The sequence below is a fragment of the Halobacteriovorax sp. ZH5_bin.2 genome, assembly GCF_043196375.1.
Lineage (GTDB): Bacteria > Bdellovibrionota > Bacteriovoracia > Bacteriovoracales > Bacteriovoracaceae > Halobacteriovorax_A.
Map to the genome: position 1 here is coordinate 59145 of NZ_JBEBMJ010000006.1, position 20059 is coordinate 79203.

General features: G+C 36.3%; 25 protein-coding genes. 10 read left to right on the plus strand and 15 right to left on the minus strand.

Annotation, left to right across the window (positions count from 1 at the left end):
• The first annotated feature begins 28 nt into the window (after nucleotides 1-28).
• On the plus strand, nucleotides 29-676 hold the full coding sequence (grxB, locus tag ABMA76_RS14250) for a glutaredoxin 2 (RefSeq protein ID WP_392911542.1): 648 nt from the start codon (nucleotides 29-31) through the stop codon (nucleotides 674-676).
• A 2-nt stretch (nucleotides 677-678) separates the two neighbouring features.
• Here grxB and ABMA76_RS14255 read toward each other — a convergent pair whose 3' ends face one another.
• Nucleotides 679-1125: a DUF962 domain-containing protein gene (locus ABMA76_RS14255; RefSeq protein ID WP_392911540.1), complete on the minus strand. Its 447-nt coding sequence runs from the start codon at nucleotides 1123-1125 to the stop codon at nucleotides 679-681.
• 72 nt (nucleotides 1126-1197) lie between these two features.
• The gene (locus ABMA76_RS14260) at nucleotides 1198-1833 is read right to left on the minus strand and encodes a 50S ribosomal protein L25 (RefSeq protein ID WP_392911538.1); all 636 of its coding nucleotides are present in this window, start codon (nucleotides 1831-1833) and stop codon (nucleotides 1198-1200) included.
• A gap of 109 nt (nucleotides 1834-1942) precedes the next feature.
• On the opposite strand from ABMA76_RS14260, the gene ABMA76_RS14265 reads away from it, so the two are divergent.
• Together ABMA76_RS14265 and grxD are read left to right on the plus strand one after the other, a co-directional pair.
• Complete coding sequence (locus ABMA76_RS14265; protein ID WP_392911536.1) at nucleotides 1943-2596, plus strand: alpha/beta hydrolase; 654 nt, start codon at nucleotides 1943-1945, stop codon at nucleotides 2594-2596.
• A gap of 88 nt (nucleotides 2597-2684) precedes the next feature.
• Nucleotides 2685-3074 carry a Grx4 family monothiol glutaredoxin gene (gene grxD, locus ABMA76_RS14270; RefSeq protein WP_021266492.1) on the plus strand — a complete coding sequence of 130 codons (390 nt, stop codon included), beginning with the start codon at nucleotides 2685-2687 and terminating at the stop codon, nucleotides 3072-3074.
• Nucleotides 3075-3082: 8 nt separating this feature from the next.
• Here the strand turns inward: grxD and ABMA76_RS14275 are convergent, their stop codons facing one another.
• The 3 genes from ABMA76_RS14275 to ABMA76_RS14285 form a co-directional block, all read right to left on the minus strand.
• Complete coding sequence (locus ABMA76_RS14275; protein WP_393061947.1) at nucleotides 3083-4540, minus strand: nitrogen regulation protein NR(II); 1458 nt, start codon at nucleotides 4538-4540, stop codon at nucleotides 3083-3085.
• A 106-nt stretch (nucleotides 4541-4646) separates the two neighbouring features.
• Nucleotides 4647-5399, minus strand: coding sequence for a response regulator transcription factor (locus tag ABMA76_RS14280; RefSeq protein WP_392856771.1), 753 nt, complete (start codon nucleotides 5397-5399; stop codon nucleotides 4647-4649).
• On the minus strand, nucleotides 5396-6040 hold the full coding sequence (locus ABMA76_RS14285; protein ID WP_393061949.1) for a hypothetical protein: 645 nt from the start codon (nucleotides 6038-6040) through the stop codon (nucleotides 5396-5398). The genes ABMA76_RS14280 and ABMA76_RS14285 overlap by 4 nt, the downstream gene beginning before the upstream one ends.
• Nucleotides 6041-6209: 169 nt before the next feature.
• On the opposite strand from ABMA76_RS14285, the gene cmoA reads away from it, so the two are divergent.
• From cmoA to ABMA76_RS14300, 3 genes are read left to right on the plus strand one after another with little or no spacing between them, the layout of a single operon-like run.
• Entirely contained in the window at nucleotides 6210-6962 is a 753-nt protein-coding gene (gene cmoA, locus ABMA76_RS14290) for a carboxy-S-adenosyl-L-methionine synthase CmoA (protein WP_392911528.1), read from the plus strand.
• A gap of 7 nt (nucleotides 6963-6969) precedes the next feature.
• Nucleotides 6970-7899 carry a tRNA 5-methoxyuridine(34)/uridine 5-oxyacetic acid(34) synthase CmoB gene (gene cmoB, locus ABMA76_RS14295; protein ID WP_392911526.1) on the plus strand — a complete coding sequence of 310 codons (930 nt, stop codon included), beginning with the start codon at nucleotides 6970-6972 and terminating at the stop codon, nucleotides 7897-7899.
• Nucleotides 7899-8279: a YbaN family protein gene (locus ABMA76_RS14300; RefSeq protein ID WP_392911524.1), complete on the plus strand. Its 381-nt coding sequence runs from the start codon at nucleotides 7899-7901 to the stop codon at nucleotides 8277-8279. The genes cmoB and ABMA76_RS14300 overlap by 1 nt, the downstream gene beginning before the upstream one ends.
• On the opposite strand, the gene ABMA76_RS14305 is transcribed toward ABMA76_RS14300, so the two are convergent.
• The 4 genes from ABMA76_RS14305 to ABMA76_RS14320 form a co-directional block, all read right to left on the minus strand.
• A complete protein-coding gene (locus tag ABMA76_RS14305) occupies nucleotides 8274-8933 on the minus strand; it encodes a Type 1 glutamine amidotransferase-like domain-containing protein (protein ID WP_392911522.1) in 660 nt (219 codons plus the stop codon). The two genes, ABMA76_RS14300 and ABMA76_RS14305, sit on opposite strands and share 6 nt — an antisense overlap.
• Before the next feature lie 3 nt (nucleotides 8934-8936).
• Nucleotides 8937-10796, minus strand: coding sequence for a hypothetical protein (locus tag ABMA76_RS14310; protein WP_393061951.1), 1860 nt, complete (start codon nucleotides 10794-10796; stop codon nucleotides 8937-8939).
• Between the two features lie 97 nt (nucleotides 10797-10893).
• On the minus strand, nucleotides 10894-11451 hold the full coding sequence (locus tag ABMA76_RS14315) for a peptidylprolyl isomerase (RefSeq protein WP_392856785.1): 558 nt from the start codon (nucleotides 11449-11451) through the stop codon (nucleotides 10894-10896).
• Nucleotides 11448-12095, minus strand: a complete 648-nt coding sequence (locus ABMA76_RS14320; RefSeq protein WP_392911518.1) for a 2-hydroxychromene-2-carboxylate isomerase — start codon at nucleotides 12093-12095, stop codon at nucleotides 11448-11450. Before ABMA76_RS14320 ends, ABMA76_RS14315 begins: the two co-directional genes overlap by 4 nt.
• A gap of 509 nt (nucleotides 12096-12604) precedes the next feature.
• On the opposite strand from ABMA76_RS14320, the gene ABMA76_RS14325 reads away from it, so the two are divergent.
• On the plus strand, nucleotides 12605-13543 hold the full coding sequence (locus ABMA76_RS14325) for an HD-GYP domain-containing protein (RefSeq protein WP_392911516.1): 939 nt from the start codon (nucleotides 12605-12607) through the stop codon (nucleotides 13541-13543).
• 286 nt (nucleotides 13544-13829) lie between these two features.
• On the opposite strand, the gene ABMA76_RS14330 is transcribed toward ABMA76_RS14325, so the two are convergent.
• Together ABMA76_RS14330 and ABMA76_RS14335 are read right to left on the minus strand one after the other, a co-directional pair.
• Nucleotides 13830-14243 carry a hypothetical protein gene (locus tag ABMA76_RS14330; protein WP_392911514.1) on the minus strand — a complete coding sequence of 138 codons (414 nt, stop codon included), beginning with the start codon at nucleotides 14241-14243 and terminating at the stop codon, nucleotides 13830-13832.
• Nucleotides 14244-14245: 2 nt separating this feature from the next.
• Nucleotides 14246-15355 carry a ParA family protein gene (locus ABMA76_RS14335; protein WP_393061952.1) on the minus strand — a complete coding sequence of 370 codons (1110 nt, stop codon included), beginning with the start codon at nucleotides 15353-15355 and terminating at the stop codon, nucleotides 14246-14248.
• A 104-nt stretch (nucleotides 15356-15459) separates the two neighbouring features.
• Here ABMA76_RS14335 and ABMA76_RS14340 point away from each other — a divergent pair, with 104 nt between their 5' ends.
• Complete coding sequence (locus ABMA76_RS14340; RefSeq protein WP_392911510.1) at nucleotides 15460-15996, plus strand: GNAT family N-acetyltransferase; 537 nt, start codon at nucleotides 15460-15462, stop codon at nucleotides 15994-15996.
• 7 nt (nucleotides 15997-16003) lie between these two features.
• Here the strand turns inward: ABMA76_RS14340 and serS are convergent, their stop codons facing one another.
• Nucleotides 16004-17284: a serine--tRNA ligase gene (serS, locus tag ABMA76_RS14345; protein ID WP_392911508.1), complete on the minus strand. Its 1281-nt coding sequence runs from the start codon at nucleotides 17282-17284 to the stop codon at nucleotides 16004-16006.
• 91 nt (nucleotides 17285-17375) lie between these two features.
• On the opposite strand from serS, the gene ABMA76_RS14350 reads away from it, so the two are divergent.
• Nucleotides 17376-17582 (plus strand): hypothetical protein, encoded by a 207-nt coding sequence (locus ABMA76_RS14350; protein ID WP_021266340.1) that lies wholly within the window; start codon nucleotides 17376-17378, stop codon nucleotides 17580-17582.
• Here ABMA76_RS14350 and lgt read toward each other — a convergent pair.
• From lgt to ABMA76_RS14365, 3 genes are read right to left on the minus strand one after another with little or no spacing between them, the layout of a single operon-like run.
• Nucleotides 17539-18336 carry a prolipoprotein diacylglyceryl transferase gene (lgt, locus tag ABMA76_RS14355; RefSeq protein ID WP_392911506.1) on the minus strand — a complete coding sequence of 266 codons (798 nt, stop codon included), beginning with the start codon at nucleotides 18334-18336 and terminating at the stop codon, nucleotides 17539-17541. The genes ABMA76_RS14350 and lgt overlap by 44 nt on opposite strands.
• Nucleotides 18336-18803: a DUF2489 domain-containing protein gene (locus ABMA76_RS14360; protein ID WP_392856806.1), complete on the minus strand. Its 468-nt coding sequence runs from the start codon at nucleotides 18801-18803 to the stop codon at nucleotides 18336-18338. The genes lgt and ABMA76_RS14360 overlap by 1 nt, the downstream gene beginning before the upstream one ends.
• A gap of 22 nt (nucleotides 18804-18825) precedes the next feature.
• Nucleotides 18826-19725: a radical SAM protein gene (locus ABMA76_RS14365; RefSeq protein WP_393061954.1), complete on the minus strand. Its 900-nt coding sequence runs from the start codon at nucleotides 19723-19725 to the stop codon at nucleotides 18826-18828.
• Between the two features lie 29 nt (nucleotides 19726-19754).
• Between ABMA76_RS14365 and ABMA76_RS14370 the strand changes: the two genes are divergently transcribed.
• Nucleotides 19755-20057 (plus strand): hypothetical protein, encoded by a 303-nt coding sequence (locus tag ABMA76_RS14370; protein ID WP_392911502.1) that lies wholly within the window; start codon nucleotides 19755-19757, stop codon nucleotides 20055-20057.
• Nucleotides 20058-20059: the final 2 nt, after the last annotated feature.

Below are 20059 nucleotides of genomic sequence, written 5' to 3' on the forward strand. Positions count from 1 at the left end.
ATGACGCACAAACCCGAAAGGAATCTATATGAAACTTTATCACTATATCCACTGTCCATTTTGTGTAAGAGTTCGCATGGCACTTGGTTTTTTTGGAATCGAATATGAATCAGTTGTCTTAGATTACAACGATGAGAAGACACCTGTCGAGCTTACTGGAACAAAGATGCTACCAATAATGGAAATTGATGGCGAGATCATGAACGAGTCACTTGATATAATCAAGGCCCTTGCAATTCACAGCGACAAGGATCTAAATCTTTCAAAACTAAATAGCGAAAGCTTTAAGCTCCTAAGTGACTATCTTGATCAACTTGGAAAAGACGTTCATAACTTATGTATGCCTTACTGGGCATGGTCAAAAGAATTCACTCCTGAGGCGAGAGAATATTTTATCAATAAGAAGTCGGCCAAGCGTGGTCCATTTCACTTACTTGCACAAAATAAGGCAGAGTACTTACACGGCCTTGATCAAACACTTTCTCAACTTCCGGCAAAGCTTTTACCGTTTTATGAGAGTGATAAATTTACAATTCTAGATATTCTTTTAGCCTCACATCTATGGGGAATGTATATCTTTCCGGAATATCAATTCCCTCCACAAATTCACATCTACCTTCAGAAAGTGAAAGAGCTAACGAATTTTAAATATCATGAAGATTTCTGGCGCAACTAGCGCTAGGACTTCTTACCTAAGAAAACCCAAATCGGTCCAATAAGAAGGAATTGAAGATCTTCAAAGAATGAAGGCTTCTTTCCTTCAATCTTATGCCCAATAAACTGTCCTATCCAAGCAACAACAAAAATAACAATCCATGTGACTAGAAAGTACTCTGCGAGAAGTTCTACGAAGAAGAATTGAGTTAAGAGCATAAAAGGAATCACAAGTGCTAGCGCAACACTAATGGCCTTTAAGTTCTTTAATGAAAGATAAAAGAGACTGGCCACAATAACAAAGGCCCAGGCCCAATTAAAATAACCAAAGAAAGCTGGCCTAGGAATACACCAAAACATTCCAAGTAAAGACCAAGTGATGAGAGGAACACATACTTCATGAATACGTTGATTCATTTTATTCTGATGTGATTCACCGTACATTTCAAGCCATGTATCTAATGATTTCATTTGAGTGCTCCAAAATAATAAAGGGAGACCATATGGCCTCCCCTCATTATAACATAATCATTTTTTTAAAAATTATGAAGCTGCTTCTTCTTTCTTTTCTGCCGCTTCAGCGTCAGCGTGAGTTTCAACAACCATTTCAGTTTCTTCAACTTCTGGCTCAACAACTACTTTTGGTAGGTGGCAAGAAACAACTGATGCAGTTGGCTCATGTGCCCAAGTAAGACCTGTTGGTAGAGTGAAGTGCTCTAGAGACCAGTGTCCATCAAGCTCAAGACCAGTGATATCGAACTCTAGTGATTCTGGCATATCTTTTGGTAAACCTTCTACTTCAACTTCATGCATATTGAAGTTAATTAGACCACCAGCTTTCGTTCCAACAGCTTCACCAACAAAGTGAATTGGAAGTGAAATAACAACCTTATCTTTTGCTGATACCTTGTGGAATGAGCAATGAACAAAGTCTGTTCCGAGGTGTCCTCTCTGTACGTCTGCTAGAGTTACAAGATGCTTCTTACCTTCGAACTCTACTTCAAATACTTTTCCTGAAGTGTGTAAAAACTTTGAAAGACCTTGCTTTGGAACCATAAATTGAGCTCCTGCAAAACCTTTGCCATAAATAGTTCCTGGAATATATCCGTCTTTTCTCATTTGAGTTGTTGATCTTCCCGGTTTTCTTGTTTCAACTTTTAAAATACTAGTTGTTGACACATTTTCCTCCTGTGTTCCGTGGATTCAATAGATAGTATTCTATCGACTGTTCATAAAAAAAATTTAGATAAAACTTGAATAAAAACACACAATCACATATTTTTTCCCTATGAAAACCGACTTAAAAACACAGCTACTCGACTCATTCTATATACCTGCAAGTGACATCACTCCAACGAGTTCACAAAAGGTCATGATTATCCTTCACGGCCTAGGTGATAGCCTGGAATCATATAAAGTATTTACTCAGGAAATTAATGTCACAGGCCTTAGTTACCTACTGCTTAACGCTCCAAAGAAGTATTACTTTGGCTACAGTTGGTACGATATTCCACCCAATAATCCAGTTCCAGGCATAGAAAATAGTGTCAGACTTTTAACAAAGATTATTGATGAGATCGTGGCCAATAATGAGCATATTGATTATAGCGATATTTTTATTGGAGGATTCTCACAAGGTGGCTGTGTTAGCCTTGAGACGGCCTACCAGCTAGAGCATAAGCTTGGAGGAATTATTCTCTTGTCACCAAGAATCTACCCAGAAAGATGCCCTCGAGAGCTTTCGACTTGCCTAAAGCAAACAGATATTTTCTGTGCCCATGGAAGTCTTGATCCTGTCATTGATATCAATCAAACAAGAGCAGGAATTGATCATTTGGTGTCTTTGGGAGCTAATGCACAATTCCATGCCTATGAAATGGAGCATGAAATTGATATCGATGAAGTGATTCAGCTACGTAACTGGTTGAATGAGCGTCTTTAATTTCCGACACTTACCCTAAGCTATTTCCAAAACTGCCATTATTAGGTAAGATAGAAGAAATTGAAACTCAGGAAATAAAGGAATCAATATGAGCGATAACCCATTCAACATTCTTGGTAAAGAATCAACTCCTATTAATCAAGGAGAAGCAGTTTCTGGTGCTGATAAGTCACAAGAACTTAATATTCAAATCGAAACACTAATTAAGTCAGCTGACCTTTTCTTATTCATGAAAGGAACACCTGATATGCCAATGTGTGGTTTCTCTGCAAATACAATTGCAATGTTAAACTCTGTAGGTAAACCATATAAGACATTTAATATTTTAGAAGATATGGACATTAGAGAAGGTCTAAAAGCTTACTCTAACTGGCCAACTTACCCACAACTTTACTTTAAGGGTGAGCTTGTAGGTGGTAACGATATTATCACTGAAATGTTCCAATCAGGACAATTACAAGAAATTCTAAATAGCTAATTAGTTTTTTAAGAATCGACGCTAGGCCTTACAACGTTTTGGCCTAGCGATATTGAAAATGTTGTATATTCAAAGTCTTTTTCAAAATCAAGAATCATATTATTTTCAAGCGCTAACTTTTTCGAAATACTTAATCCGAGTCCAGTTCCCTCTCCTACATCTTTTGTCGTAAAGAAAGGTGTAAAAATATCCTTAACGTCCTTATCCTTGATTCCATCACCACCATCTTGAATATATATAGTGAAGTGATCAAGCATTGATTCCTCTACCCAGATTTTAATCCAACACTTTTCCAAGCTTTCAAATTTATGAACTGCTTGATAAGAATTTGTAAGAAGACTTAAAACGACTTGATAGAATTCATTCTTCTTGCAAGCAACCTCAAGTTCACTAAATGGATTTTTGAAATCGATATAAATCTCACGCCCTGTTTGGGCCTGAAAAAGTCCTAAAGAGTCTTGAATTAAATTATCAAGATTGTGAACTTCTTTTGAGATAGAATTTGATGAGCGAGAATAAATTTTTAAACTATTTGCAATATTCTCAATGCGATCAACTTGCTTAATAATACTTTCTAATTTCTTTAGGTACCCAGGGTCAGAGTCTTTGATCTTACCGGCATAACGATCTTTTAGCTGTTCGGCCTGAATGCGAATAATACACAATGGATTATTGATCTCGTGAGCAATACCAGCAGACATTTGTCCAAGAGAGCGCCATCGTTCAAACTCTTCAAATTGCTTTTCTTGCATTTTTAAGGTGATGCGATTGGTATGTTCTTGATGAACATCACGAATCTGAACCATATAGCGGCCAACACCTTGAATAACAATATAGGTTACACTTATGCGACAAAAGCGTTTTTTCGAGCGGCGCTTTCGGTAAATAGGATGAGTTACCTTAAGAGCAACACCATCAAGACGTTTTGCTTGTTCAAATGTATTTAAAAAGAAAAGATATTCTTCATCATCGAAAATAACTTCAGAAAACTTTTCTCCCACAAGACTTTGCTTTGTTACCTTATTAATATCTAAGATAACAAGCTGATTATTTAAAATAAATAAGTCATCATCAGTTGCAGTATAGAAATTTTTAAATAGAGTAGAGATAAAATTTTCAGGGCCGGCATTTGTATTTCGGCTATAAACCTCAATATAAGAAGGTTCTCTACCAGTCGCTGAATAGCCTGGCTGAAGCCATATTTCCCACAGGTCTCTCTCCCCCAGTAAATTTATGCATTCAGAAAAGAAGTGGCATGCCTCTCCTTTCTTTGCTTTCTCGAATTGTTTAAGGAAGAACTCCATTTTATCATCAGGAGTATATTTAAAAAGATTGGTCCCAATATTCAGGCCATAACCAAGATAGAGATCATTGACGTAAGTACACACCCCATCAAAATCGATGTGACAATAATGGATATTCGAATTTAATAGCTCCTTATTGAAGCTACTATTCGGTTTATTCACTTGGCGTCTCGTCTCAATCATATTGACTATAATTGTTTTAAATCAACTTCTTCTAAATATAAAATCGCCTCTATTAGTTGTAGAGGCGATTTATAAAAATTAAAAATTATAATGAATTTTCTGATACTGAGTTCTCACTATCTTTACTACTAGATGAAACATTTGATTCATCTGTACTTGCAGCTTTTTCATAAGTATCAGGAATTAGGGACCATTTACCGCCACCTTCTGAACGAATGATATAACCATAGTCATGAAGTTTTCTTCTTAGGTTATATAAGTGAACATCGACAGTTTTTGGGTGAACAGTTGTGTCGCCCCAAACATTATCTAAGATATCATCGCGGCTTACGATACGATGTGGAGAATTAATAAATAATCCCAGAAGTTGTTTTTGCTTACTTGTTAAGTGCTCAACTTCTTTTCCGTCTAGAAGCATCGACTTATGTGCAATTGGTTGTACCATTCTTCTTGGGCTACCATTAAATACATTTTCGATCTTAACGATTAATTCATTTTTCTTAAATGGTTTCGTTAAGTAATCAAGTGCACCTTCCATAAAACAGAATCTCAGAGCATCGATATCATCAATACTTGAAACAATGATAAATGGAATCACCATTAAGCGTCGATCTTTTGAGTGATTTAGGTACGTCATAAAGTTACCATCATCAAGCATAAGATCTGCAATTATAAGAGCAGGATTCTTTTCTGTGTTAGAAAGAGCCTTTTGAAACTCTTCAATTGAAGTAAAGAATCTTAAGTTGTTGTAGCGGTGAACGAGCGTTTGTTCGTAAACAAAACGACATCCCTCATCATCCTCTAAAATCCAAATTTCCTTGTCCGTTGCCATTGTCATAATTCAAACCTCACCGATAAATTGTTGTCCCCATCAAGAATTTCGTAATCCTTCCCCTTCGCAAGAAAGTTATGAATTCCGATATATCTTCTTAATGATTTTTCGTTTTCGTCACCTAAGTTTAAGATGGAATCTAACTCTTGTCTTAAGTATTTGTTTAATTCTGACTTAATAAAAATTAATTTTCTTAACTCGTCTTTAATTTCTAGGGTGATATGAAATGTCTCTCGGCCTTCTTTTTTTGCGAGAGTCGAAAATAAGTGGGCAAAAGAGAACAAGATCTCACATAAGTCATTGGCCTGAGAACCTTTTACGGTTGAATCATTTTCAATAGACCATGTTAAATCTGCATAATGTTTCTTTAAGTAGATACGTACTTGACCGAAGGCCCTTGCTGCAATTTTACTTAAAGGAACATCTTCATCTAAGAAGTATGGCGTCGATTGTTTAAGAAGATTTAAATCATTCTCAAAACGTTCAAGACCTTGGTTTAATTTTTTCACAAATGGGTTATCTTGATCCTGATCTTGCATTAACTCATCAATACAAAATCTAATCAAATGCATATGCCCCGAGTAATCATGGGATAAAACTCTTAGCGTTTCGTTAAAAGCTTCCCCTCTATCCAATTCGTTATTCATAGAACCTGCGCTGTTATTTCAATATATATTTTGTTTACATACCAATAAAAATTGCTTATTCAAAGGAAAAAATCACGCGTATCAGTAAATCATTGAAATTAAAGAGAAAAGATGGAGTATTTTTTATACTAGATTGGACAATATCCAAAAGATATTCTAGTTTCGCCACATGGAAAATAAATTTTTAAACGCTGGTAAAGACAATGTCTTTGCAAAGAAAATAGAAAAAATCTCAGATTTTGAATTCAATCAAGATGTGGCCTCTGTATTTGACGACATGGTGTCACGTAGTATTCCTAATTATCATGAGATTCACAAAATTATCATCGACCTGACAAGACGATTTTATGAGTCAGGAACAGTGTATGATTTTGGATGTTCGACAGGAACAACAATGCTTTTAATGGCCGACTACTTTCGCCAAAACGATAAAGAGCTACCTCAATTTATAGGGATTGATACATCAAGACCGATGCTTGAGAAAGCTGCGCAGAAGCTTAAGTCACACGGCTTACAAGATCATGTTAAGTTACTAGAGGAATCAATTACTGATGTAAAAATCGAAAATGCTGGTATGGCAATTATGAATTATACGCTTCAATTCCTACCAGTCGAAGAGCGTCTTGATGTTCTTAAAAATATCTACAATGGCCTAAATGATAATGGCTGCTTTATCTTAGCGGAAAAAATCATCTGCCAAGACGAGCAAATTGATAACCTACTCATTGATCTATATTACGATTTCAAACGTAGAAATGGTTATAGTGAGATGGAGATTGCCCAAAAGCGAGAGGCCCTCGAAAATGTTCTTAGACCTCTTACTCCACAACAACAACTTAAAATGCTTGATGAAGCAGGATTTAAGAAATCTGAAATGATTTTTAGATGGTATAATTTTGCTTGTTACCTATGTATCAAATAGGAAGAGAATGGATAATTTAGAATACTTAGAAAAATTTGGTAATCGAGTTGATATTGAATCTTTAAGAAAGCTTAAAGGCGAAAAGATTCAAATGTTTCGTACAAAGTACCAAAGAGAATATAAAGAGATCTTCGATATCATTCCTTCTCTAGAAGAAGATTCAAAAGAAACTCTAGAGACGGCAACAAAGCTTATTCCTTGGCGAAAGGGACCTTTTCAAGTTGGTGAACTCGACATTGATGCAGAATGGCGTTCCGATAAGAAGTGGCAAAGATTAAAAGAGTCTCTTCCGGACTTAAAAGATAAGGTTGTCTTAGATGTAGGCTGTAACAATGGTTACTATATGTTTGAAATGGCCAAGCAAGATCCAAAACTAGTTATTGGAATTGATCCAGTCCTACATAACCAGGCCCAATTTGAATTTATCAATCATTTTAAGAAATACGACAATTTAAAATTTGAATTATTTGGAATTGAAGACCTTCCAAATTTTAGATCATTCTTTGATGTTGTCTTCTCGATGGGTGTTCTCTACCATCACCGTCATCCTCTTGAGCAGCTAATCTCAATTAGAGAGTCACTTGTTCCCGGTGGTGAGATGATTATGGAAACAATTGGTATTCCTGGTGAAGAAACGATTTGCCTCTTCCCTGAAGACCGTTATTCAAAGATGAGAAATGTATGGTTTCTACCAACTCTTAGTTGTCTTAAGAATTGGATTAATCGTACAGGCTTTATTGATATGGAAGTTGTTTCTGTTTCAACAACGAATTTTGAAGAGCAGAGACAAACAAAATGGTGTCCACCTCCACATCAATCTCTTGAAGACTTCTTGGACCCAGAAGATAAAACTAAAACAGTTGAAGGCTACCCTGCTCCAGTAAGGTTTTGTATTAGAGCAAAGAAGAAGCCTAATTCACCAATAAAGACTTTTTAATGATTAATAAGAGTAGAAAGGCCATTTACCTAAGCTTTGGAATTGCATTTGTGATTCTTGCCTTTATTGGTATCTTTCTTCCTCTTATTCCTACAACTCCGTTTCTACTACTAAGTGCATACTTCTTTTCGCAAAGTAATGAAAAATACTATCAATGGTTACTGGATCACAAAGTATTTGGTCCAATTATCACAGATTGGAATAAGTATGGTGTTGTCAGTGTGAAGTCAAAAATTATTGCCATCTCAATGATCGTAGCACTCTTTTCTTACACTCTAATTTATGTAGATGTTAATCCAACGATTAAAGTCATCGTTTCATTAATTGGAATTGGAGTTATTGTTTTCTTACTGACAAGACCGAGTAAAAGAAAGTTATAATTTATATTTCTGACCTTTTTCAAAAATATAACACTCTCCGTGAACAACAATTTCTTCATCTGTAACCACGAGCCCACTTCCATCTGGACATGCATAAATTGGATAACGAGATAGAATCGAATGTCTCTTTAGTTCGTCATCATAACGTTTTGATTTGCGATAATGTGGAAAGAATTCAAAGTCAATAATATTCATGGCATTAAAGTCAGTTACATCATCTTCATTATCATCGCGATCCCAAGGAGGGAAAGAGGCCGTTAAAATATTGGGAGTTGTGATAATGGCGCCAGCAGAGAGTCCTGTTAGAATTCCCCCTCGCCCTACATACTCAATCAGTTCTTCAAACATTCCACTTTCTTTAAGATGTTTTAGAAAATAAAAGGTATTTCCTCCTCCTAGGTGAATCACATCACTTTGAAGGGCCTCTTCTTTTAGAGTTCGATCAAATTCATGATCAACAGGAAGATGAATAAATCTCTTAAAACCAATTTTCTTATAGGCCATAATTAAATCAATGAATTCTAATTCAGATTCATAAGATCCTGCAGGTATATAAGTTATGCTTGGTGAATCGCTCTTACAAAGCTCAAGAATATGCTCATCAATCTCGACATTATCACAAAAGTCGCCACCACCATATAGTCCAATTTTCATTTGCTATATGCCTTCTCTGTGATCTCTGACTATTTTAAGAAGCTCTTTTACAATAGGCCTTAAATGCTTCTTCTCATTTGCAACACGCTCACTCTTTGGACTGATATTATCAGGGTCGAATGTTTGATTTTCCCTAAAGTCATGAACCACATTGAAAATCGTTTGTGGATCGAACTTCTTATACTTCTTCATCATTGATTCAACAATGCGAGCGATACTATCCCCTGTTACTCTTTCATACTTATTGATGATTGATGAGCGCATGACAACTTCTAAAAGTATTTCATCAAATCTCTTCTTTGATTTCTTTGAAACCAAATTAATTAACTTAATATAAGAATCTTGAAAAGAGTCAATTTTGTTTGCACGGTATGAATTAATCTCTAAGTCAGCCTTACTTGCATAACTAGACTTAGCAATATTAATAAACTCATCACGAGTAATCCACTCTCCTCGACTTAATATCATTTGCGGATACTCACGTAAAATATCGCGCATACTAAAAATTGCATCCCAGCAAATTCCATCACTAACTTCATAAAGTCCAAATCTAGATTTTGCTTTTTCGAAATAATAAAAAGACCTTTGTAGCTCCTCAATCTCTTGAGAGTTTTTTTGAATTAGCCAATCATGATATTTTGGAGAAATACCAATTTTAGAAATCAGATTATATTTCTTTTGAGTTTCAAAAATCTCATCAAATTTTTCGAGATACTCGCTTGTTGCAAATTCTGCAATAGGCTTCTTCTCTTTAGTTTCTAAAAAATCCACAATCTGTACAAAGGATTGAACAATATACTTGGCCTTATCTTTTTGTTCTTTAATTGTGGTTGAATAGCGCTGGACATCGTCAAAGCGATATTCATGGTGATAGAGTCCAAATTGCCTAATTGAGCCATAGTCGATAATTCCCCCATTCATAAGGATATTATCTCCATCCCAATCCAGCCAACAAAAGATATAATCATCTTCAAAATTTGCCGCAAGCTTTGCAAATACTTCAACTTGCTTCTTTAAAAAGTAACGATATCTCGCCTTCGTTGTCTTGGGTACCTTCTGCCAAGCATTATTCATTTTTTGACGATCAATATAGTAATTAACAATATCTTTTAAGGCGTTAAAGTTGGCCTGTTTAAGGTGATTAAACATATGAGAAGGCCTGATTAAATTATTATTGGCCCTAACATTGATTGAGATATTATCTTTAAATTTAATAATGGCAAGACATCTCTCCGTCTCATAATTATTCTTTTGCATAACTTCTGAGAACATAAGAGTTGCAAGACCTTCATCAAACTCAGAATAGCCGCAACCGTAAGAGATAGAAGGGTCTCCGGTTTTAAAGTACTTATTTTGGATGTGCGTTGCAGGAGAAAGTTTTGTTGCCCCAGTTCCCTGACTTGAGACGTCCCAAGTAACTCCATTGTGATTGACTGCTCCATTCCAAATCGAGCGGCCATCTCCAGAAGTCTTCCCCTGCTTATTTGGGTGCTGAAGCTGCAGATAGCGAGTTGCCATGTAGCGATTTGGTAAGATTTCATCTTTTGGATATTCAACACCATTTTCAATGTCATATTCATTAATGATCACGATGGAGAATGTATCGAGAATTTTTTGAGCAAGGTCTTTTGTAAGGCTATTTTCATGCTCTTCAGGGATTAGCCCCATCTCCTTAGCTAGCTCAAAGTTAAAGTAAGCAACACTTCCCCCGTGCCTCTTTCGTACCTGGTATGTAATAAAGGAATCTTGGCAACTGTCCTGAAGCGGATGCTTGCCATTAATTTGATTAAATTTAGAATAACTTAAATTCGATTTACTAGATAATTTATTACTTGTTTTGCTACTTATCTTTAATGAGCCCATACTCAGATTATATCTTAACTAAAATAGCAAATTCTTCCCTACGAAGAATTTGCTATTTGCGAGCTATATATTTGAGTACTTCTGTAAGGTTTAAGAATTAAGGAAGGACGTAAACCTTCTTAATTTCGATATTTGATACTGGAAGGTTTTGAAATGGGCCATTTCTTCCAGTCTTTGATTTCTTGATTCGGTTAACAACGGCCATCCCACTAATAACTTTTCCAAATACTGCGTAACCATATTGTGATGGCGTTGGCCCAGAGTGATCAAGAAAAGTATTATCTTTTACGTTCACAAAGAATTGTGATGTTGCGGAATTAATAACAGAAGTTCTTGCCATCGCAATTGTTCCAAGAACATTACTTAAACCATTTGTCGCTTCGTTCTTAATTGGCTTTTCTGTCTTCTTCTTTTTAAGGCTTGTATCATATCCTCCACCTTGAATCATGAATCCATCAATTACACGGTGAAAAATAGTTCCATTATAGAAACCAGAGTTAACATAGCTTAAAAAGTTCTTTACTGTCTCAGGCGCCTTTTTATCATAAAGCTTAATTGTGATGTCACCATAATTCGTTTTCATCATAACCTTAGTGTTTGCATGTACACTAAGACCAATTAATAGAATAAAAAGTAGTTTTAATTTCAATTTCATTTTTCTTCCTCGAAGAACTTTTTAAAGTTAACAAATTCTTCGTGTTCATTATAATCTAAAAATTTATTTTTTGCGAGAAAGTCAATATTGTGATTACCCCAATAAAAATCATCGTCAACTTCAAATGTTGGTACACCGAAGACTCCTTTATCAAAGGCACGATTAATATCAAGCTTTAACTCTTTCTTTAAGTTACGATCACTATCTAAACGCTCGTACTCTTCTAGTGTCAAACATTTTTTCGTAATAAACTCTTTAAACTGATTATAGTCATTAAAATCGTGACCGTACTTCCAACCATAATGAAATGTTTCAAGAATAAATGCTGCTTGTTTTAACTTATCATTCTTAAGTCCCAGGGCCATTCTTAAGTAAGGTAAAGAGTTAAATGGAAGCATCTTTGGTGACGTTAGCTTTACACCCAAGTGCTCAGCTGTTCTTAAGGCTTCTTTAAATAAGTACAAGGCCTTATTCTTTACTTGCGCAGGTGCGCTCATTTCATTTAAGGCAAAAAGCCTTCCCACCATTACGGGGCAATAATTAATCTCATACTTCTCGGCCAAAAGCCCTGCATCTAGTTGCAACATACTTAGGTATGAATAAGGAGACGTGAAATCAAAATAGAAATTCAAGTTTTTTTTCATTTGGCTACACAATTGTTATTTAAAGTTTGTTTAAATAAAATCACACTCTTTTAGAGAGTAAATTTTATTATTACTTCTTCTTTTCATTCCAGCAAAAGAAATTCTCGCAACGCAGACAATTGTACAGATTAATAACGAGACTTTCAAAGCTCAAAATCAAAATATTTTAAATTTCGATTATACAAATAAATATGTTTACCTAATGAAGTCTATCTTGTGGATTTAGTAACTCTACACAAGTCATTAAGGGTCGATTTAAAACTAGGTGATCAGCTTTGGTACTTTAGGAGAAAAAGGTTCCGGTTTTGTCCACTTCATCATTCCCTCATATTGCGAATTACTTAAGATAAAGTTTACAATTAAGCGAAAACCCATCGGAACTCTTGTGGCACTTTACATTCCTCTCAATAAACACAAGTAGTGCTAAGTCTCTATAGTTGTGTAAATTCTAAATTCACCATAGAATTAAATTAATAGACTTTATTAATAGTTTTAATGAATTAGGATTTATGAATTATTACCCTCTAAGAATCACAACAATTGAAGCAGAAAGCATCATAACGTTTGATTTATATATTTACTTTAAAGAAACCTATCTTAAGTATCAAGAGGCAGGCAGTGCTATCTCACGTGAAAAGCTTGAAAAGTTAAATAAGCAACAAGTTGCAAAGTTCTATATTCTTGAAGCGGATGTTGAAAAATATCAACAATATATCAGAGAACTTCTAGATTCAAAGCTTCAAGACCTTGACCTACCAATTAAAGAGAAGATTGAAGTTGTTGATGGAGCTTGTAAAACCGCCATCGAACAAACAATGAAGGCACCAGACAAAGAAGAAAATTATCAAATGACTGAGCTTGCTGCTGGCCAGCTAAAAAAAGTTCTCTCTTCAGGGCCAGATGCCTTAAAACAATTCTTTGATAAAAAAACAGTCGATACGAATTTAATTATTGAGCACTCAATGAATGTTGCAACCCTTGCCACTAGACTCGCAATTAGAGCTGGCTGCAATGATACTGAAATTTCAAATATTGCAACGGCAAGCCTACTCCACGACGTTGGAATCACGCGCTTAAATAGTCAGGATCAAGAACTCTTTAAAAAGATGAAAGAAGAACTAAGTGATGATGAGCAAAGAGTTTATAGCCTACACGTCAAAGATGCAGTCAGTGCTCTAAAAGATAGGCCATGGGTAACAAAAGGAGTTCTCGACCTTATCGTCAATCACGAGGAAGTCAAGGGTGGTTCAGGACCAAATCGTCTAAAGGAATTAAGTCTTCCCATAATGATTATCTCACTAGTAAATACTTACGATAAAATGGTTACCGTGCATAAGATGAATGCAAGAGATGCATTAACTGAATTAACGATGAATCAACTTGATCATTACGAACATGATGTCATTAACAAGTTTAAGGATATATTAATCGATGAAAATATTGTCTAGTATAGCAGTTTTAATTTTTCTACTCACTTCCTGTAATACAAAGGTAGTGGATGAAAATACATGTGATATTGAATCAATGAAGTGCTATCGAGGCTATCCTCATTCTTGTGATTTTATTAGACAGTGTAGTGGAATCAAACATAAATTCACAAAGCAAGTGTGCTCTAATGCCTTTAATGAGCTTTTCAGAGGAGCTAACTCGAAAGATGTTATCGAGAAGTACTCCCCTAAAATTCTTCATTGCTTTAATGAAAAAGAATTTCATAATTTTAATATTGATATGAAATTAAGACCTAAAAATTGAATCCCTTAGCCTCTTAAATAAAGAGCGCTGCATCTTAATGCGATTCTTTGACTTAAGCATATTCTTAGATGAATCTAAATCAACAAACTCTTTCTCACGGTTTTCAATATATTGATTAATTTCTAATTCTTTCTGAGCACTAGTAAAACTCTTTCTAAGCTCTTTTGCATGAAGCTCATTCTTAACAGAAATTTCTCTCGCTCTTTTAACAGCTTGATTGGCCACAGAGCTTTTTTGGGCCTGAAACTTTCCTTCCCAAGGCCTTTGTTGTTTTTCAAGCGTATCTTCAACACTTACATCTGGTGCTACAACTTTTTCAACTGCAACAACAGCAGGAGTAACTTCAACCTTCTTGGTCTGTTTCTTAGCTGTTAAATCATTTAAACCAATGGCCATAATTAAAACCTATTACTTAAATTTCCAAAATTCGCTTGCCCAAGTCCGCCGAAAACTCGCGCCTGATGGCCAGGAAGTTCATTTTGTTCAGACTTTCTTACATGATAATTTGAAATGGCCTGATGAATTTGTTTGAATAATTCGACCGTGTCTTTTGCAATGGCCTTCCCTGCAGCATGCTCTGCAATCGAAAGATTAAGCGCCATGGCCTCTTCAGCACTTACTGATTCTTTTATACCAACAGTCGTACAACCTGCAACATTTTGATAGTACCAATTTAAGATATCATTACTTAACTTCTTATTTGTCGAATACTTTGTTGGAACAAAGATTGATTCAAAATCTAATCTCATCTCATCCTTAAATTCTTTTAAGAAGTGAGAGAATACCCTGAAGTTTCTAAAATTATTAATCTTACACTCTAGAGGCGAAATCAGTGCATCACTGGCCACAAGTGCATTAGTCGTTAGCTTATTCCAATTAGGAGAGCAATCCATGATCACAAGATCAAAATGTTCTTTAAGCGGATCAATCACTCTTTCTTTTAACCAAAACTCGCGACGGTTTATATTATTTAATGAGTCGTTAAGAGCTACTAGCTCAGGAGTCTCTGGAATAATAAATAAATTAGGCATTCCTAGTTGAACGATTACTTCATCGAGAGTTGCCTCTCCAGAGAAGTAATCACAAAGGCCTTTAGTTTGATCTAGTTTTTGAATAAGCTCATCGAGGCTTCCACTATCATCAGACTCAGTATCATAACCAAGAGATGTCGTCACATCGCCTTGAATATCAAGCCCAACCACACATACTCGCTGTCCATGAAGAGCAGCTGTACGAGCTAGATTTAGAGCAAGAGTTGATTTAAGAACTCCACCTTTTGTCGTGAAAACACAAACTGAAGTCGACTTTTCAAACTTCTTGAAATATCCAACTTGTTCGCCAATTTTTGGAAGTAAATTTACTGGCCAACCTTTTCTAAAGATTGCACCACTTCTGTACTTACGAGAAGCAGGAATTTGCCCTGCAGATTCAAGATCTTGAATTTCAAATTTTAAATTTGGGTCACCATATATATCGGCCACTTTTTTAAGTGGGTAGAAATTATCCATTATTAAGTCTCCTCCATAAGTACTTTACTTATAATTTTACGCATTTAGTGGAGGCTGTGTCAAAAAATTCATACTCTCAAATGAAGCTGTGATACTATTTCAGTGTGGAAGCTTTAGCTCTAGACCATATTTACGATTTTGCAGGCCATAAAGCACAGATTCGTGAAATCGGCCCTCTTGATAAGAAGATGTTACTTGAAGGTATCCATGAAATGAAACCAAAGTCCATCTATCACCGTTTCTTTGGTGCAAAGAAGGGACTAACAGCAAAAGAGCTAATCAATCTCACGGAGTATGATAAGAGGTTTCACTACGCTATCGGAGTCGCGACTATCACAAGCCCTTCTCATCCAATGGGTGTTGCAAGATTCGATATTCAACGAGACAATCCAGCTATTGCAGAGTTTGCCATTACAATCATTGATAAATACCAAGGTATTGGTATTGGTAAAGAGTTACTAAGTTTATTAATTCTTGAGGCGAGATCTCGAGGAGTAAGAATCCTGAAGGGTGAGATGCTTAGTACAAATACGCAAATGATAGGCTTGGCCCAATCCATGACAAAGACGCATGGATGTGAGCTCAAGTTATCACGAAGTGAGCAGGGAGTTCAGACAATAAGCCTGATCCTTCCCTCATAAAGTCAACCTATTGGCGGTTACGTCCCTTAAGAACTTCTTTTCCACCCATATATGCTCTTAATTTCTCAGGAACATAAATTGAACCATCTTCTTGTTGATGATTTTCAATGAAAGGAACAAGAATTCTTGGAGTTGCAACCATCGTGTTATTTAAAGTGAAAACGTGTTTAACATTTCCATCTGCATCTCTGTAGCGAGTGTTTGTTCTTCTTGATTGCCAGTCATGAAGTGCCGAACATGAGTGAGTTTCACGGTACTTCTCTTCACTTGGTACCCAACACTCAATATCGTACATTCTATATTTTCCAGCACCCATATCCCCTGTACATACTTCTAGGATTTGATATGGAAGCTCAAGGGCCTTACAGAACTCTTCAGCAGCTTCAAGTAGTGACTTGTGCCATTTTTCAGATTCTGCTTCATCGCCTTTACAGATAACGAATTGTTCTGTTTTTTGGAATTGGTGGACACGGATAAGACCTTTTACATCCTTACCATAACTTCCCGCTTCTCCTCTAAAACATGGAGAGAAACCAGCGTAAAGGATAGGAAGATCTGATTCATTAATAATCTCACCACCGTGAAGACTATTTAATTGAACTTCTGCCGTTCCCGAAAGGTAGATATCATGTTCTGGAATATAGTAAGCGTCTTCTCTTCCTGTTGGGAAGTGACCAGTTCCATAAAGAGCATCTTCTCTTGCCATTGATGGCGATGAAACTAATGTGAAGCCTTTTTCCGTTAGCATATCAAGAGCTAGACGGTGCATGGCCATCTCAAGAAGAACCATATCATTTCTAAGAGAATAAGAACGTGACCCACAAACCTTTGCGATATTCTTAAATTCAGCCCATTCATTCATTTCTAAAATTTCAACGTGGTGTCTTGGCGCAAATGAGAAATTTGGCTTCTCACCTTCAACACGACTGACAACATTTTCACTGTCATCTTTTCCAACTGGTGCATCTTTTGATGGAACCATTGGAACAACATACATAAGTGCCTTAAATTTTTCTTCAAGTTCACTAATTTCTGGATTCATTTCCTTAAGCTCGTTGGCAATTTCTTTACCTTCAGCAATAAGTTTTGGCCTTTCTTCGTTAGATGCTTTTGGGATTAATTTCGAGTGAGCATTTCTCTTCTCTTGTAAATCCTGTTGTTTCGTCTTTAGCTCAGAGAGTTTAGAGTCAATTGAAAGAAGTTCATCAAGATCAAGACCAACTCGCTTGTTCGCAATTACATCCTTCATTAAATCAACATTTTCTCTGATAAATTTGATATCTAACACTATGCACTCCAGTTTATTTTTATAGTTGTTAGAATAACCTAAAACCACTAAAATTGACACTCTAAATTGCTTTAAAATCAGGGAGTTACTCATGGCATCATGTCGTTATTGTGGAAAAGAAATTACTTGGATGAAAGATGGGCGTAAAAACGTTCCAGTTGAAGGTGACGGTGCCGTCCACAAGTGTGAGAATATGATTAATGCTCGTAAGAGTTTTCGTAAGATCACGCCAACTGAAGTTGATCCAGAGTTACTTAAGCAGTACGAGAATGCGATAAACGAGAAGGCCAAAAAATAATTGCCACTCCAATGAGTATCATCGCAAAACAGTAGAATTGCCCCACAGAAAAGAGGTTAAAGAAAAGCCCGATTTGTGGATCAGGAGTTCGAAAGAACTCAACAATGAAACGACCAATTCCATAGATGATAAGAAAAAGGCCAGAGTTTAAAGCTGGTCTTTTTAAATTCTTTTTCAAAATAAATAAAATAAGAAATAAGACTAATCCTTCAAGAAAGGCTTCATAAAGTTGTGAAGGATGGCGAGGATTAGAATCATATAATCTTGGAAAGATGACGGCCCAGGGAACATCTGAAACTCTTCCGGCCAGCTCACCATTAATAAAATTAGCAATTCGACCAAACATAATGCCCGGTCCAACACATGTTAGAACAATATCTGTCAAGGCGAAGAATTTTAGGCCATGCTTTTTAGCGTAGTAATAGGTCCATAGTGCGCCACCTATAAGGGCACCGTGAAAGCTCATTCCACCCTGCCAAAAATAGAGAATGCGCTTTAAGTCCGCAGCATAGTAACTAAAATTATAAAAGAAGATGTAAAAGAGTTTTCCACCGGCAAGCATGACAAAGAAGCCAGCAAAGAGATAGTTTAAATAATGATGAAAAGAGACACTTAGCCCTTCCCTTTTAATGAGGTATTTACCTAAATATAGTGTCCAGAAGTAGCCAAAGAAATAGGCCAGCCAATACCACGCAATCTTAACACCCAAAAAATCGATAGCAATTGGATTAAGATTGTGGACATAGTAGTGCATTAATTAACCATAAGATTTGTTATTAGCTTATTACATTCAATAGTTAAATTATCCATGTGTTTGTCTTCAATGGCAAATCGCTCCTTATCTTGTGAGAAGCGCTCTTGCTTTGATAGGTCTTTGCGGGCCTGATGTGTTGGAAAGTGTTTAATCTCCTCATACATCGAAAAGATAATTGGATACTCTTCATTCTCAACAAAGTCCACGCGGTCAATAAGCATTCTTAAACGGATACAAGCTTCACTGGCCTCACATTGTTTTTGTACAAAAGCACGAGCAATTGTAATAAGGCTGTCACGAACAAAGGCCTGCCTTTCTTTCTCTTTTGCTTCCATCTTGTCATGTTCGGCGATACGCTTTTTCGTCTCTTGCTTAAGCTTGATATAGAAGAAGCCTACTCCCATTGAAAGGATGAATACTAAAACTGATAGAATGATAAATGCGATATTATACTGTTGTTGAGTCATGGCCAATTTATACTGCGAATTCCTACATATGTGAAGGTTTTGGTGGATATGTTCCTTCAGGTGCTTCAACAAACCATTGCTTAACCTGTTGAATTATCGTGTCTTGGTCTTGAGGAAGACTCCCTCCAATTGGATACATATTTGAGACATGATTAATCCTAAGTAAAATTTCTCGAGAAGCTTGAATGCCAGATAAGATATCGTGCATCTCCCCTAGAATCTCTTTAGTAGTCAGCATTTCAAAGCCACGCTGTACCATTCGGTAATACGGCGTTCCTTCAACGGCCATTGTCGTAAGAAAAGAAAGGTAATCAGGAGAGATCTCAGATAGAACGCGGGCCGTCTCTTTCACATGAGTCTCAGTATGCTTCTTCCCACCTAGTCCAAGCATAGCAATTACCGATAACTTCATGCCAGCATCCATAACTTTCTTGGACCCATCAATCATATCTTGGGCGGTATTTCCCTTAACTGTCATATGAAGGACTTTGTCACAGCCAGACTCCATACCAAGGTAAGCAATCCCAAGCCCTGCTTCTTTTAAGAAATGTAGTTCCTCTTCAGACTTATCCAGCATATTCTGGGCAGTTGCATAGACGCCAACACGAATCTCTCCAAATTCCTCACGAATGGCCAAAAGACTCTTATAAAGGTCCTCTGTCGGTGCACCAAGGGCATCACCATCACATAAAAATACTTTAGTGGGGCGCATATCAAAGCGGCGATAATAGGCTGCGGCCTTCTTGATATCCTCGATTACATCAACGCTGTTTCTCTCTTTATAGGTCTTGGAACGATACATATTGCAATATGTACATTTATTATTGGAGCAACCAATGGTTTGTTGTATAAGAAGAGAGCGTCCTTCAGAAGGAGGACGAAAAACAGGTTCGTGATATTTTATCGGAAAGTCATAAAACATGGCGCTACCTTAATTGATTTGGATTATTTATGAAAGAATATATCATTGAATCATATGCAGAGAAATACCTAGTAACTCTAAATAATGAGGCACAGTTCAATATTCTATGTGATTCTCACTCGATAGCTCACCACTTGGCCCTATCTCTAAATTTAGGAACAATGGAGACACCAATTCAAAGCCCTGAACTTTTCACTCTAATTGGAAATGTTCGCGGCGTAAAAACTTATACCCTATCTCTTGTTTCACCAAACCTTAGAGTTGATGAAGAAGCCGATATTAATGACTGTTGCCAAAGTGGATGCAGCGGTTGTCCTTATTTTAATGGATAATA

Excerpts from the sequence above, each read along its gene's own strand:
- ABMA76_RS14320 (WP_392911518.1), bottom strand. The coding sequence starts at position 12,095 with ATGAAAAAAAACTTGAATTTCTATTTTGATTTCACGTCTCCTTATTCA.
- cmoA (WP_392911528.1), top strand. The coding sequence starts at position 6,210 with ATGGAAAATAAATTTTTAAACGCTGGTAAAGACAATGTCTTTGCAAAG.
- ABMA76_RS14300 (WP_392911524.1), top strand. The coding sequence starts at position 7,899 with ATGATTAATAAGAGTAGAAAGGCCATTTACCTAAGCTTTGGAATTGCA.
- ABMA76_RS14370 (WP_392911502.1), top strand. The coding sequence starts at position 19,755 with ATGAAAGAATATATCATTGAATCATATGCAGAGAAATACCTAGTAACT.
- cmoB (WP_392911526.1), top strand. The coding sequence starts at position 6,970 with ATGGATAATTTAGAATACTTAGAAAAATTTGGTAATCGAGTTGATATT.
- ABMA76_RS14265 (WP_392911536.1), top strand. The coding sequence starts at position 1,943 with ATGAAAACCGACTTAAAAACACAGCTACTCGACTCATTCTATATACCT.
- ABMA76_RS14330 (WP_392911514.1), bottom strand. The coding sequence starts at position 14,243 with ATGGCCATTGGTTTAAATGATTTAACAGCTAAGAAACAGACCAAGAAG.
- ABMA76_RS14255 (WP_392911540.1), bottom strand. The coding sequence starts at position 1,125 with ATGAAATCATTAGATACATGGCTTGAAATGTACGGTGAATCACATCAG.
- ABMA76_RS14325 (WP_392911516.1), top strand. The coding sequence starts at position 12,605 with ATGAATTATTACCCTCTAAGAATCACAACAATTGAAGCAGAAAGCATC.
- ABMA76_RS14335 (WP_393061952.1), bottom strand. The coding sequence starts at position 15,355 with ATGGATAATTTCTACCCACTTAAAAAAGTGGCCGATATATATGGTGAC.
- ABMA76_RS14280 (WP_392856771.1), bottom strand. The coding sequence starts at position 5,399 with ATGACAATGGCAACGGACAAGGAAATTTGGATTTTAGAGGATGATGAG.
- ABMA76_RS14360 (WP_392856806.1), bottom strand. The coding sequence starts at position 18,803 with ATGACTCAACAACAGTATAATATCGCATTTATCATTCTATCAGTTTTA.
- lgt (WP_392911506.1), bottom strand. The coding sequence starts at position 18,336 with ATGCACTACTATGTCCACAATCTTAATCCAATTGCTATCGATTTTTTG.
- ABMA76_RS14350 (WP_021266340.1), top strand. The coding sequence starts at position 17,376 with ATGGCATCATGTCGTTATTGTGGAAAAGAAATTACTTGGATGAAAGAT.
- ABMA76_RS14365 (WP_393061954.1), bottom strand. The coding sequence starts at position 19,725 with ATGTTTTATGACTTTCCGATAAAATATCACGAACCTGTTTTTCGTCCT.
- grxB (WP_392911542.1), top strand. The coding sequence starts at position 29 with ATGAAACTTTATCACTATATCCACTGTCCATTTTGTGTAAGAGTTCGC.
- grxD (WP_021266492.1), top strand. The coding sequence starts at position 2,685 with ATGAGCGATAACCCATTCAACATTCTTGGTAAAGAATCAACTCCTATT.
- ABMA76_RS14285 (WP_393061949.1), bottom strand. The coding sequence starts at position 6,040 with ATGAATAACGAATTGGATAGAGGGGAAGCTTTTAACGAAACGCTAAGA.
- ABMA76_RS14305 (WP_392911522.1), bottom strand. The coding sequence starts at position 8,933 with ATGAAAATTGGACTATATGGTGGTGGCGACTTTTGTGATAATGTCGAG.
- ABMA76_RS14310 (WP_393061951.1), bottom strand. The coding sequence starts at position 10,796 with ATGGGCTCATTAAAGATAAGTAGCAAAACAAGTAATAAATTATCTAGT.
- ABMA76_RS14315 (WP_392856785.1), bottom strand. The coding sequence starts at position 11,451 with ATGAAATTGAAATTAAAACTACTTTTTATTCTATTAATTGGTCTTAGT.